An 11,879-nucleotide genomic window follows, 5' to 3' on the forward strand; every position below is an offset into this window, starting at 1 on the left:
ATCATGTTAAGTTGCTGTTGTTGAACGATATTTTAAATGAAATCGAGACCAAAAATGCGACGACCGGGTGGTTAACTCGGTCAGTCTCTGGGCCTAATGTGTGGGGTTAACTGTGGGGTTGGTCTGAAAAGAGAGGACACGTTAGAGGGTGTCTCAACCTGATGTCGAAATGCCATCAAGCGCTCGAAAACGTCTCTAGTTGGGCTGACCGATATGACAGCCCAGAATGCGGGTTGGACACGAGGTGACTTGCTATTGAAACGTCAGTAGTTTCAGAAACGCAGATACTTTTTCGACTTCATCACTTTCTAGCGCACCGATATATCTGAACTCGTCAGCTACTGCAGCGAGCCGTTTGAAGTGCTCTCGGCGTTCAAGTGAGGTCATTTTCTGAGTATCAACGAACTTAAGAGGGTCGTAGTGAGCCTCAATTGCATCTTCAATAGTGCGCATTGATCCTGAGTGCCCGTAAGGTGCGGTTAGCTCAACGTTCCAAAGGGGCGGTGTTCGGAATCTATAGAGATCACTTGGATCGAATGTGACGTTGAAGCGACCGTAATCTATGCCGAATCCGTTCTTTCCAAACCCAGTTTGTGGAAATGGGATTGCATGAAATTGAAGGTCTGAGAAGTGTGGGCCATTATGACAGTTTGCGCACTTGCCCTTGCCGTAAAACAATAGCCCACCTGCTACTTCCTCGTCAGTGAGTTCGAGTTGACCAAAAACAAATTCATGCAAGGGAGTGTTCTTCAGCTCAAACTCGGATCGAATAAACGATGCCAAGGCGAACGCTACATTGAAAAAATCTAAATCTTTGATCTGAACTTCGTTAGCTTTCGCCAAGTTCGACATGATATTAGGTTCTTTAGCATTCAAATTCTCGATAACCTTTGCATAAAGGTTATTAGCGTCAGCTACACTCTCAGTCTTTAGTAACTCTATGTGCTGATCCTCAACGATCATTTCTCGGATTTCGACTGGGGGAAGATGTGCCGCAATCACCAGCGGATCCTCCGAAGGAACCTCTGAGCCAAATTGGCTTATCTGATTGTCCTGAGAAAAATCGACCTTGCCGTCCCAAAAGAAAACGTCAAACCCTCTCGCGCCCCTACCCCACAATGGTAAGGTGTTCCTGGGGACAATTTTCCCTTCTGAGCTTGCGCGCTCCGGGCCTTCACCTTCACCAAAAACGCCTACAGCGTTGGGTAGTCCGTCAGCGGAGCCAAACTCATCGAGGTGACAGGTCCGGCACGCCATCTTGCCATTCAAGCTGAGGTCTGTGGATTCGAATAATTGCTTTCCGACTGCAGCCTGCGCAGCGTCCACCGGAATGTTCAATTGATGAGCGGGAAGGAACCCATTATCCAATATCGCATTCCGCAGAATTTCGGTGAACGAATCCGCCTTTGCACTTGTGGTAAATGGTAAGACAATGGCACTGCAAATGCTCAACGCTCTAGTAACGAATTTCATGAATCTCAACGAACTTTCTTATGTCCAGGGCTTTGGTTTCGATGGCTTCAAGCCCTATTTGAGCAATGTCGTTTTCCGTAAGGCCCCAATCGATCAGCCTTTTCCGTGTCTTATCGTAGTCATGGCAGCTGGTTAGTGCGATTTCAGCGGCTTGTAAGTCCCGAATGCTCTTTTCGTCTGGCGACAGAACGACACCCTGTTTTGCGATGAAATGCTCTCGCATCACGTGATCACACTTAAACATCAAGGACTTGTAATCGTTTGACCAAATTGCCTCGGCGACTATAGGTGAAATGAATCTCTGCACTCCAATCGACAACACAGTCAAAACAGCTAAGATGTTGAGCACCAAGAGAATACGTTTCATTCGATTGCTATTCCAAGCTCGCGGGTTGTTTGAAGGTCGATAGTGCCGGTGGCATTTAACTGCCGGTTCCGCTGAAACTGAAACACTGCCATACGAAATCTCCCGGTGATTTCTCCATCCAACGAACCGGGTTCATATCCAAGTTTCAGCAACTGTGACTTCACCAGAAGCACAATACTTGCAGGTGCGCCATCATCTATTTGATCGGTGATGGCGGGGCTGAATGGAAGAATAGAAGTACTCGGAGAACTCTGGTGGTTTCTTGTGCTGCCAGACTGAGTCGTAGCGAACATGTCTGCGTTGACCGGCTTTGAGAGAATGGCCGGACTCACAAGTGCCGTCGATATGGCAAGGGCAATCACTGACAAAAACCGCAATTCGACCACCGCGCGTTAAACGGGAATTTGCGCACCATATATATTAGCGCTGATTGATTTATTTCATCATAGAGTCTACGGTAAAGCAAGGAGATAGGGAGCCAACCCATGCCGTTCAAAACACATGCAATCAGAGCTGCATCACTGTCTACTATTTTGCTTGCTGGATGCCAGACGGTTGACGACCTGTCGAATAAGATTTCTACAACTTGGTCATCTGTACTTAATTCTGCTTCGAATGACGTAAACCAAACCAGCGCGTCCTCTTCGCCAGCAGCTAGGGACGTGTCGACCGAAGTGCCGTCATCAAGTCTAATGGCGTATCTCTCTGCCGAAGATGTTATCGATGGAGATACGATCCTTATCTCGGGATCGTTGGTCGATTTATACGGAATTGATGCGCCTGAGTTGAGCCAAACTTGCCAATACAAGGGGGCAGAGCTTCTGTGCGGAGAACTAGCGCGTAATGCTTTGATTGGTTTTACCTCGGGCGCAAGTGTCCTCTGTGAAGCTGCACCTCAGCAAGGAACTAACCGCCTAGTTGGTCGATGCTTTGTTGATGGATTTTCTCTTTCAAACGAGCTTGTGAAAAGTGGAATGGCTTTTGGCACACCTCTTGGCTCAGCCGATTTCGATGTCGAAGAGCAGTGGGCGAGAGACCACCTGCGCGGCATATGGAAAACTTCGTTTGAGTTTCCATGGAAGTGGAAGCCAATAGAATCCTGACGTTTCGAAAACATTCGAGTTTGCTATATGGCTCAGCTAAAGAATTACAAGTTTGCTACTCAAGAGCAGTTTTCAGCTGCTAACAACGAGTATGAGGTTCTTCCTCATAAAGCTCGTACATGTGCTTGGGATGAATCGACAGTTCTTCTGACGGGGGAAACTGGTGAGTATCTATTGTTGTCTCAAGAAGATTACTCCTCATTCTCTTCGGGAGAAATGAGCACTACATCAACCGTTTTCCGAGACCTTCGAAGCAGGCATTTCGCTGTCAATAAAGGAAGAAATCCCGCGTTTCGTGCAATTAATTCCCAGATGTTCACAAGGAAAAATTTCGTGAATGAGGGAGTTAAGCTTCATATTTTTGTTCTCACAATCCGATGTGATCATCGTTGCCAGTACTGTCAAATTTCACCGAGGAAACTTGATGAAGTAGGCTTTGATATGTCCTACAAGACCGCCGATGCTGCGCTGGACCGTGTGTTCGAGTCTTCGGAAGCTTCATTCACTATCGAGTTTCAAGGCGGTGAAGCAGCCTTGGCATTTGATCTGTTGAAACACGTCGTTGTTGCCGCAGAGAAAAGGGCTGAGGCCGAAGATCGAGATGTGCGTTTCGTAATGACGACAACGCTACACCTCTTAACCACTGACATGCTCGAATTTTGCAGAGATCATGAGATCAACTTGTCCTCATCGCTGGATGGTCCTGAAGAGCTCCACAACGCTTGCAGAATAAACTCCAAGCGGGACAGCTTTAAAAAGACTGTTGCGGGTATTCAACGGGCACGAGAGGTCTGTGGCCCGGACAGTGTATCTGCATTGACAACGGTGTCGCGGCGCTCTCTTGGTTCGGCAAAACAGATTGTTGATACATATGTTGAGCTTGGCTTTACCGAAATTGCTTTGCGCCCTCTTAGTCCTTACGGATTTGCGGTCAAGTCTGAAGGAAAGCTGGGGTATTCTGTGCCAGAATTCTTGGCGTTCTATGCTGAAGCTCTTGAATACTTGATTGAATTGAACCTTAAGGGGACAACGCTGTCGGAGTCGTATGCGACGTTGCTTCTAACAAGGATAATGACCCCATTCGCTACCGGATATGTTGATCTTCAGTCACCGTGTGCCGCAGGTCAAAATGTTCTAGTTTATAACTACGATGGTGGGGTTTTTGTTTCAGACGAAGGCAGGATGCTCGCGGAAACGGGATGTTCTGCTTTTAGAATGGGAAATGTGAACGACCGACTGGAGAAACTGTATGACTCTTCAGCAATTCAAATTATTCGTGAGAATGGGAGCGTTGATGAGTTAGAAGGTTGTCGGGATTGCGCCTTCGCTCCCTATTGCGGCGCTGATCCTGTCTACCACATGGCGACACAAGGCTCACCTCAGGGCGACCGCTCTACCAGCGGATTCTGCGCTCTCCATACAGGATACTTTGAGCTTCTTTTCCAATATCTTGCTGAAAAGAATGCGGAAGTTTTAAGGGTTTTTCTATCATGGATTGGGAAACGGCCTATGTCTGAAATTCGCAAAGTCGGTTACATGAGCTGAAGATGTTACCACTACATACCCAAGCGGAGGTCGTCGGCTTTGATCAAACGGCGATAGCCAAAGTTCTTACTTTAGACGAAGCCGAGAAAGGTCAGTACCCTCGGAGCAATGTTTTGATTTGGTCTGATACTGCTTTGCCCAATGTTATTGAGCAGGGTTACTTGGGGATAGTCTCTCCAAACAAATTGGATCTTGCCGCTTTTACAGGGCCATCCGTTCACAACATGCGAACGCATAAAGTAATTGAGCCGGGAAATGTTATTCGAGTTCGGCATGATAGCGCACGTATTTCAGTCCTGTATCGAAGGGGATCGAGAAGCAACACTTTAATGGCGACAGAGCGTTGCAACAGCTTCTGCATTATGTGTTCTCAGCCACCTAGGGAAGTGAGCGACCAATGGTATGTGGACGAGATCTTAAAAACTATTCCACTAATCGACAAAGACAGTCGAGAAATAGGACTTAGTGGAGGTGAGCCAACTCTATTGGAAAATGAGTTAATGGTAATTCTTCATCAGATGAAGAATTACCTTCCTAATACCGGACTGCACATACTTTCAAATGGCCGCAAGTTTTCTGATCCAACGTTTGCGAGCGCTGTCGGTGCCGTAAATCATCCTAAAACAACGTGGGGTATTCCGCTCTACTCAGATAGCTTCGATACTCATGACTATGTCGTGCAATCTGTTGGCGCATGGGACGAAACGATTGAGGGATTGTATAATTTAGCCGCGATTAACGCATCTATTGAGCTTCGAGTAGTAGTTCAAAAGAGTACTCTACCGAGGTTAAGCGCTCTCTCACATTTCATCGCAAGAAACCTAAGTTTTGTCGATCATGTTGCTTTCATGGGGCTGGAACCGATGGGGTTTGCCCGAGCCAACTACGCTGAAATTTGGGTGGATCCTGCTGATTGTATGGCAAGCTTGGAAGATGCGGTTTTCCATCTGTCAAATCGGGGGATATCTACGTCACTCTTTAATTTTCCGTTGTGTACGATCACACCAGACTTGCGCAGTTTCAGTCGAAACAGCATCTCAGACTGGAAGAACAAGTTCCTGCCAGAGTGTTGTGATTGCCATGCTACACAACATTGCTGCGGTTTTTTTGGAACGATTAACGATGCCTGGGTGAGCAGGGCTGTGCGCCCTTTCTCGGAACTAGAAGCTCAAGTGGTAAATAACATGCGGGGTAGTGATGGATAATTGGAAGAATATTCGGTGGTCGCGCTACTTCAATTGGCCCGCGACATTAGTTGGCATAGCAAGTGCTGCTTTGCCCAATAGTAGCGTTTCGGGACACAGTTTAATGCCCGATGAAGGCATCGATGCCGCAAATGCACCCGTCTTGTTGCCCAACAAGCTGAATAGTAATTCAGAAGACCTATATGCGGGGCATCGGAGCCACTCATCGCATGGAAGTCACGGTAGCCACCGTTCTTCTTCTGGTGGAGGGTATAGTGCACCGAAAAAATATACACCTCCATCTAGCTTGCCAACTACTCCATCCTATCCTTCACCGAGTACTCCAAGTACTAGACCTAGTAAGCCAGTGGATTTGGCGCCTACTCAACCTTTGGGTAAGACTGCGCCAAGTACGGAAGTTCAAAAGCCGAATTCGGCGGATCTTTCAGTTATGGTTGTGCGTGTCCAAGCTGCTCTAATGCGTCGTGGATTTTACAACGGCGACATTGATGGCCTGCTAGGCCCTAATACACGCGCGGCGATCATCGAATTTCAAAAATCGCATGGATTGCCCCAGACTGGTCGAATGGATATCGAGACGCTGTCTGGGCTAGGTATCGCAATACCCTAGACTTGCATTAGGAATACAGGAATTTAATCTAGGGTTAATCAATTCTGTTAAAATTCTCCCTTTGCGTGTGTTATTGTTAGGCGCACATTCTGCAAGAAATGGGGGAATTATTATGTGCTCTCGAGTACTAGTGGTCGCACTATTATTGGTGCAGATGCTTATTTCGCTCGATCCTGTATCTGCGCGGCAGATGCAAATAAAGAACTACGATCAGGCGAGAGAAGAGTATTTTTGGATTGAGTTATACCCAAACGGCCACGAAGGAATTTACTGTGGGACGGTTCTCACAGGTGGTGGACCGGAGTCGTCCATTGAGCATGCGTTTCCTGCCGATTGGATTGCGGACAACTTCGGCTGCGCGGACAGAAACTCATGCGACGTGGCCGACTATTTTTGGGCAGAAGCAGACCTTCACAATCTTTGGCCCGCAAATAGAAGAATCAATTCGTCGCGAGGAAAGTTACCATTTGGTGTGATCCCTGACTCCCTTAATGCGCGTCGCTTCGAGCAACTATGTGAAGATTATGAGAGATCGACTGGCAGCGCTGCAGTGGTCGAGCCGGTTGACAAAAGCAAGGGGGCGTTGGCGAGGTCCATTCTTTACATGTCCTCTGAGTACTTTCTTATCCCAAAAGGTGATGTGCAGACATTAATCGAGTGGGCATTACAGTACCCACCCTCTGAACATGAGAAATGGCGAAACGAAGAGATTGAACGAATTCAAGGTACTCGAAACAAATTCATAGATGATCCTTCGTCCGTCGGGGACTTTGTCGTGCCGGACAACTGAGTTTAAGCGATTGGAGGTAGGTGAGAGATGATTTCTCCGAGAGCTGTTGCGTTAATTGCGGCTAGCATGCTTATCATCTACGGAGTTTTTCTGCTGTACCAGACGATACCAGCCGTCGTTGTTGAAGCGAATGAGAGTTGCGCACCCTATGCTTTTAAGGTGGATGATCCTGTAATCTTTAAGAAGTGCGGGAACAGCAGGGTAACACTCGATTTCACGAAGTTTTCCAAGCATTATCCTCAGCTCGCCAGCCAAGTTGTATTGGTTCGTGAGAGGATCAGAGATCAGGTTGCAGACTATTCTAGAGATATGAAGCAAGCGTTGAATTGGCACCTTCGGCTGACTGCGATTCTGATTATGCTCGGTGCTCTTGCTTTGCTAACCAAGAGAGAGATAGCGGAAGACGAGAAACCTAGAAAAGGAATCGTTTGGGCAATCGTAAATTCCGCGCAGCCCTTGTTCTTCTCAATTTTAGTTGTCGGCGCTATCGCCCAGAGCTTCAGCTATCATTCAAAGTATGCAGCGCTTTTTTCCGCTAATCGAGCGTATGTCTCTCTGAGCAATTATGTGGATGTTGAATTAGTCTCGCTGGCGCTGACCGGAAAGGTCGAGGCTATCAATCTCAATTCAGATCTTCTCAGAAAAATCGAAGAAATTGAAAAGATGACCGCTGCGGCTTACGGAGAGACATACAGCACTATGGAAGTGCCGAACTAAGCTCTATCGTATCCTGATATTGGCTGCCGGGTGGTTTGATGCGCTAGCTCCACTTGCCGTTGGTGCGTCATCTGCATTGTTCGAACTCGGTTTGTCCGGGTATTGCGCGAAGGGCAGCTAAGTCTGACTGATTGCGTTGTCGATTGATAGTGCCGATGCGTTCCGTGCTGCTATTGATTTGTGTTGGTTGCGTGTTTCTGCCCACAGAGATTTAACAAATGGATGTTGGTAGCTGTTACAGAACAGGCCTCATTCTGCAGAGACTTTCTGTCTGCATTCACAATTGGGTTTAATGCGGATTGAAACTTTAATGCAGCGGAGTTGCTGCATATAATGCCTTTAACGACGAAAACGCCCCACTTGGTAGTGGGGCGTTTTCGGCAACCGCAGGTGCGGTCGATACTCAGACTTCGAAATCAAAATATCGATCTTGTTGACGGTCATGTCAATAATCTCGGACGTCGTCGGGACATCTGCAGCAATCGTGGAAGGAGCTGCCGATGCTTAAACAGTTGGTCGAACTGATTAAAGCCCTTACGGGACTGACCAACGGCCTACGCGCTCTGATTGGGGCTATCTAGTTGAGTGGGCCGCCTTATGGCGGCCCATTTTTCTGTGGATACTGATTCGCTAACTTTTAGATGAGCCCGTTGCCTTGATCGTGGAGCGTCAATTAGCGGTTTTTGCACCAGTTCAGTTGCGGCCATCTTCTTGTCAGAGATCGTTTAATCTTTTGCTGGTGCCGGAGGTTTCGATGCTGGTCGTGATCCTACGAGACTCTATAGGGCTACAACCAAGTCAGATATGACCAAGTTTTCTTGGCGTTGAAGTTCTTCTAAAGCAGTTGGGTGTGCAGCCGTTGATTTCATTCACGCCAAATTGTGAAGCGCTCACAAGGTAAATATAAACCTCGATGCTTGACGGCTCGCACAAGTGAAAAACGGCGGTCCTTGTCCACCCGCATGCCCCACCCCCTCAGGGAGTACCTTTTTATTTTGGGTGCATGGGTGAGAAAGGTAATGGCTAATCTGGTCCGCCATATCGGGCCTTTGATTTCACTGTTTCGGTTTAGGCAGTGTTGTCATTGGCCGGTTGATTTTCCTCTGGCGCTTGTTCCTTCGCAGCGTTCAGGACGTTCCGCACCTGCCTTGCAGTGATCTGGACGGCCTCGGCAATGTCAGCCGGTTTCACGCCCTTTGCCGCCTTCGCCTTGATTGTCGTGTTTCTGAAGTTCCGAGCGATAAAGTTGCAGTTTGACGGCTGAAGGATTTCACCGCCGAACGCTTCGCAAAGCTTCATGGCCTGATCGTATCCAAGAACCTTGACCAGCCTATGGCCTTGACGCAACCGGCTGGGCTTCGGAACGTACAGAACAACCCGCCAAGACCGCCTACCACATTGGGGTAGTCCGCCAATCAACCTTAACGCTGCTTCACGGCCAATCACTTCGGCTAACTATTGCACACTATTAGGTAGTTCCACTTCACTTTCCTTTCATGGCCGCTTCGAAATCTTGCGAATACTACCACAAAGCGAAAATTACTTGAAATTATTAAGTCCTGATAAGGGTATTACTACCCTCTGTTAGTACCCTGATTTAGTGCATTGAAATTAAACGATAAATGGAAAGATTGGGGTCGAAAAGGGTAGTAAGGGTGGCAAACTCCCTATAGACCTATATCGTTGTGTTTTAAGGTTGTGCTTTTCTGCCCGCAATACACCTTTTAAGAGTATCGGTCGGTATCTTATTTTCCTATATTCAATACCCTTTGATACCCTTTTAGGGTTTTATTGAACAATAACAGTTAGTTAAGCAGGGTAGTAAGCAGGGTAGTAGCAGGGTAGTAGCAGGGTAGTAAGCCCTCAAAGCCGCAGAAATAAAGGCTTCGCCATCACCTGCCGGGATCATGCGCGAAAAGCCACTAGGCGGTATGAGCCGCGCCCCGGCTTGCAAGGTGTGGGGTTGGGTCGGCCAAATTGTATGCACAATAAAACATTGACAACCCCTTTAATTGTATGTACGTTTTGGTCATCAACAAGAGGGGCGCACATGTACGAATGGGACAACAACAAGAACAAAAAGAACGCTGAAAAACATGGCGTTTCGTTCGGTGCTATGGAAGGTTTTGATTGGGATACCGCGCTGGTTGTCGAAGACGCCCGCAGCATTGAACCGCGTTGAACCGCGTTGGATCGGCTACGGCCTTATTGACGCCCGCCTGTTCGCTGTAGTCTTCACTGTACGCGGCGAAAACATCCGGGTAATCAGCCTTCGCAAAGCTAACAAGCGAGAACAAAGGATTTATGCAAATGGCTAAAGACAAGATGAAACTGGACGCAGACGACGCCCCGGAACTGACTGGGGAAATGATGGCAAAGCTGCGGCCTGCGGCTGAAGCCCTGCCAGACGTTGTAAAACGTGCGCGGGGGCAGCGCGGCCCGCAGAAGGCAGCCACAAAGGAACGTGTCACCATTCGCCTTGATCTGGATGTGCTGGCGTTTTACCGGGAAGGCGGGGCCGGTTGGCAAACCCGTCTTAACGATGATCTGCGCGACCTGCATAAAGAAGAACTGCCATAATAAAACCCCGGCGCGGCTGCCGGGGCTTTATCGGTGGTGTGAGGTTGGGTGGTCAGGCTTCGCTGGCCTCTTTGGTCTCAATAAGCGCCCGCAGATAAGCACACATGGCTTCAAGTTTTTCCAGTCTGGCGCGAAGGTTGGCTGTGTTGTTATCCTGCATATCAACGCCCTCCGATCTGGGTTTGTATTTGCTGGGCGTATTCCCATTTTTCAATGTCTGTAAGTCGGTACATGACAGTACCGCATAGCTTGACATAGGTAGGGCCAACCTTCTTATGCCGCCAATTTGCGAGCGTGCTGGGCTTAACCTGACCACCCCAACGGTCTGATAGTTGGGCGGGCGTTAGGTGCAAAACCCCAAAGGTTTCGCGGCGCGGGGCTGGCAAAGCAGAGCTTGGGGTGATGGAGTCAATACACTTCAGCAGGTCGTCAAGCTGATCCTGTTTTATTTCTCTGTGATGCTCCACACCAAAGTGTTGATGTATTTGCTCCCAAGTATAATCAAAGCGCGTTTTGATTTCATCTGACAGGCTGGCGTAAACCGTTGCGCTTACGGCATTCTCAATCTTAAGTCTCTGCTCTTGGGTCAAGGGATATTGCGGTTTGATCGTTGCGCCGCGTAAGGCCAAATAGACGGCAATGACTTCCTTGCGGACCTGTGCAGCCTTGTCCGTCCGAGCAAACATACAGATCAGCAGGGCTTGGGCTTCGTTGAGATGGTATTCCGTGAAAGGTTGCCCGCGCGACTTGCGACGTTGTGGCGCGAGTGAGCCGTAAGCTTCCAGTTCTACCTCGTTGCGCTCGATTATTTTGCGTATGTCTCTCGCGCGTTCAAACCCTAACCGTACGCCCAGCCGCAAATCCTGAATTCGCGGCTCGTTCGGGGTGATTTCGTGGTTTAGGTCGGAAATAGTCAAAGATTTGGCGCTCATAACGCAGCCTCCGTTGTAAAGGGTAATCCGCCCACAGAGACGCCAATCTCTGGTGGTCGGAACGTACAAGGTTGGCGTTACCGCACAACGGAGCGGCCCGCATATAGCGGCCCTGTACGCCCGACCATAAGAAAAAACCGCTGCCAAGAGATGACGCGGTTCGAGCGCCGTTGTTGAGGCGGGACGCCAATCCCGATTGCGGATCTTGCCACAATAGTAAAAATTACGCTCTAGTTGACTGAATAAGTCAAGGCCTTTGACCGTGATTAAAGATGCAAAGCGCCGTTTGAGAGGGGGGTAAGGTCTATCTTTCCGAGAGAATAGCTATGTCTTGCGATTGTTTGTGATGTCAGAGTGTATAAGGAGGGGAAGTCATATATGTTTTGCAGCGTGCTAAATTGATCGACCAGCTTTTTATTGTCTGCTTTTTTTAGGGCGAATATGATCGCTTGGGTTCAGGGTGCCAACAGGACAATCTGCTATGAATACCTGTGAATTTTTACCCGATGGCGTCCCCCTGTCTGATCTGGTCAGGCACAAAACCAGCATCGATTCAC

At 48.4% G+C, this 11,879-nt stretch carries 14 protein-coding genes; 9 read left to right on the forward strand and 5 right to left on the reverse strand.

Features of this window, described 5'->3' with window-relative positions:
• Window positions 1–252: 252 nt before the first annotated feature.
• Genes ACN0R1_RS20360 through ACN0R1_RS20370 form a run of 3 tightly spaced genes read right to left on the reverse strand, consistent with a single transcriptional unit; the run spans window position 253 to window position 2,217 of the window.
• Entirely contained in the window at window positions 253–1,473 is a 1,221-nt protein-coding gene (locus ACN0R1_RS20360) for a His-Xaa-Ser system-associated MauG-like protein (protein ID WP_417585989.1), read from the reverse strand.
• Complete coding sequence (locus ACN0R1_RS20365) at window positions 1,457–1,840, reverse strand: TIGR03982 family His-Xaa-Ser system protein (RefSeq protein WP_417585990.1); 384 nt, start codon at window positions 1,838–1,840, stop codon at window positions 1,457–1,459. The genes ACN0R1_RS20360 and ACN0R1_RS20365 overlap by 17 nt, the downstream gene beginning before the upstream one ends.
• On the reverse strand, window positions 1,837–2,217 hold the full coding sequence (locus ACN0R1_RS20370) for a peptidoglycan-binding domain-containing protein (RefSeq protein ID WP_417585991.1): 381 nt from the start codon (window positions 2,215–2,217) through the stop codon (window positions 1,837–1,839). The genes ACN0R1_RS20365 and ACN0R1_RS20370 overlap by 4 nt, the downstream gene beginning before the upstream one ends.
• A gap of 108 nt (window positions 2,218–2,325) precedes the next feature.
• Here ACN0R1_RS20370 and ACN0R1_RS20375 point away from each other — a divergent pair, with 108 nt between their 5' ends.
• The 6 genes from ACN0R1_RS20375 to ACN0R1_RS20400 all read left to right on the forward strand — a co-directional run bounded on the left by ACN0R1_RS20375 (window position 2,326) and on the right by ACN0R1_RS20400 (window position 7,810).
• Window positions 2,326–2,943 carry a thermonuclease family protein gene (locus tag ACN0R1_RS20375; RefSeq protein WP_417585992.1) on the forward strand — a complete coding sequence of 206 codons (618 nt, stop codon included), beginning with the start codon at window positions 2,326–2,328 and terminating at the stop codon, window positions 2,941–2,943.
• Between the two features lie 27 nt (window positions 2,944–2,970).
• Entirely contained in the window at window positions 2,971–4,488 is a 1,518-nt protein-coding gene (gene hxsB, locus ACN0R1_RS20380; protein WP_417585993.1) for a His-Xaa-Ser system radical SAM maturase HxsB, read from the forward strand.
• Window positions 4,489–4,490: 2 nt separating this feature from the next.
• Window positions 4,491–5,693: a His-Xaa-Ser system radical SAM maturase HxsC gene (gene hxsC / locus ACN0R1_RS20385; RefSeq protein ID WP_417585994.1), complete on the forward strand. Its 1,203-nt coding sequence runs from the start codon at window positions 4,491–4,493 to the stop codon at window positions 5,691–5,693.
• Entirely contained in the window at window positions 5,686–6,303 is a 618-nt protein-coding gene (gene hxsA / locus ACN0R1_RS20390; RefSeq protein ID WP_417585995.1) for a His-Xaa-Ser repeat protein HxsA, read from the forward strand. Before hxsC ends, hxsA begins: the two co-directional genes overlap by 8 nt.
• Window positions 6,304–6,415: 112 nt before the next feature.
• Window positions 6,416–7,093, forward strand: coding sequence for an endonuclease (locus ACN0R1_RS20395; protein ID WP_417585996.1), 678 nt, complete (start codon window positions 6,416–6,418; stop codon window positions 7,091–7,093).
• A gap of 27 nt (window positions 7,094–7,120) precedes the next feature.
• Complete coding sequence (locus tag ACN0R1_RS20400) at window positions 7,121–7,810, forward strand: hypothetical protein (RefSeq protein WP_417585997.1); 690 nt, start codon at window positions 7,121–7,123, stop codon at window positions 7,808–7,810.
• A gap of 1,068 nt (window positions 7,811–8,878) precedes the next feature.
• Here ACN0R1_RS20400 and ACN0R1_RS20405 read toward each other — a convergent pair.
• A complete protein-coding gene (locus tag ACN0R1_RS20405) occupies window positions 8,879–9,109 on the reverse strand; it encodes a hypothetical protein (RefSeq protein WP_417585998.1) in 231 nt (76 codons plus the stop codon).
• Window positions 9,110–9,860: 751 nt separating this feature from the next.
• Between ACN0R1_RS20405 and ACN0R1_RS20410 the strand changes: the two genes are divergently transcribed.
• Genes ACN0R1_RS20410 through ACN0R1_RS20420 form a run of 3 tightly spaced genes read left to right on the forward strand, consistent with a single transcriptional unit; the run spans window position 9,861 to window position 10,390 of the window.
• A complete protein-coding gene (locus ACN0R1_RS20410) occupies window positions 9,861–9,992 on the forward strand; it encodes a BrnT family toxin (RefSeq protein ID WP_417586002.1) in 132 nt (43 codons plus the stop codon).
• Window positions 9,979–10,128: a BrnT family toxin gene (locus ACN0R1_RS20415; RefSeq protein WP_417586001.1), complete on the forward strand. Its 150-nt coding sequence runs from the start codon at window positions 9,979–9,981 to the stop codon at window positions 10,126–10,128. The genes ACN0R1_RS20410 and ACN0R1_RS20415 overlap by 14 nt, the downstream gene beginning before the upstream one ends.
• Window positions 10,121–10,390, forward strand: a complete 270-nt coding sequence (locus ACN0R1_RS20420) for a BrnA antitoxin family protein (protein WP_417585999.1) — start codon at window positions 10,121–10,123, stop codon at window positions 10,388–10,390. The genes ACN0R1_RS20415 and ACN0R1_RS20420 overlap by 8 nt, the downstream gene beginning before the upstream one ends.
• A gap of 161 nt (window positions 10,391–10,551) precedes the next feature.
• On the opposite strand, the gene ACN0R1_RS20425 is transcribed toward ACN0R1_RS20420, so the two are convergent.
• Window positions 10,552–11,322: a hypothetical protein gene (locus tag ACN0R1_RS20425; protein WP_417586000.1), complete on the reverse strand. Its 771-nt coding sequence runs from the start codon at window positions 11,320–11,322 to the stop codon at window positions 10,552–10,554.
• Window positions 11,323–11,879 lie beyond the last annotated feature (557 nt).

The sequence above is a fragment of the Nitrincola sp. genome (genome assembly GCF_048264025.1).
Classification (GTDB): Bacteria; Pseudomonadota; Gammaproteobacteria; order Pseudomonadales; family Balneatricaceae; genus Nitrincola.

Bases quoted from the DNA above. Each gene is read 5' to 3' on its own strand.
- ACN0R1_RS20360 (WP_417585989.1), bottom strand. From the start codon at position 1,473: ATGAAATTCGTTACTAGAGCGTTGAGCATTTGCAGTGCCATTGTCTTA.
- ACN0R1_RS20365 (WP_417585990.1), bottom strand. From the start codon at position 1,840: ATGAAACGTATTCTCTTGGTGCTCAACATCTTAGCTGTTTTGACTGTG.
- ACN0R1_RS20375 (WP_417585992.1), top strand. From the start codon at position 2,326: ATGCCGTTCAAAACACATGCAATCAGAGCTGCATCACTGTCTACTATT.
- hxsB (WP_417585993.1), top strand. From the start codon at position 2,971: ATGGCTCAGCTAAAGAATTACAAGTTTGCTACTCAAGAGCAGTTTTCA.
- hxsC (WP_417585994.1), top strand. From the start codon at position 4,491: ATGTTACCACTACATACCCAAGCGGAGGTCGTCGGCTTTGATCAAACG.
- hxsA (WP_417585995.1), top strand. From the start codon at position 5,686: ATGGATAATTGGAAGAATATTCGGTGGTCGCGCTACTTCAATTGGCCC.
- ACN0R1_RS20395 (WP_417585996.1), top strand. From the start codon at position 6,416: ATGTGCTCTCGAGTACTAGTGGTCGCACTATTATTGGTGCAGATGCTT.
- ACN0R1_RS20400 (WP_417585997.1), top strand. From the start codon at position 7,121: ATGATTTCTCCGAGAGCTGTTGCGTTAATTGCGGCTAGCATGCTTATC.
- ACN0R1_RS20405 (WP_417585998.1), bottom strand. From the start codon at position 9,109: ATGAAGCTTTGCGAAGCGTTCGGCGGTGAAATCCTTCAGCCGTCAAAC.
- ACN0R1_RS20410 (WP_417586002.1), top strand. From the start codon at position 9,861: ATGTACGAATGGGACAACAACAAGAACAAAAAGAACGCTGAAAAACAT.
- ACN0R1_RS20420 (WP_417585999.1), top strand. From the start codon at position 10,121: ATGGCTAAAGACAAGATGAAACTGGACGCAGACGACGCCCCGGAACTG.
- ACN0R1_RS20425 (WP_417586000.1), bottom strand. From the start codon at position 11,322: ATGAGCGCCAAATCTTTGACTATTTCCGACCTAAACCACGAAATCACC.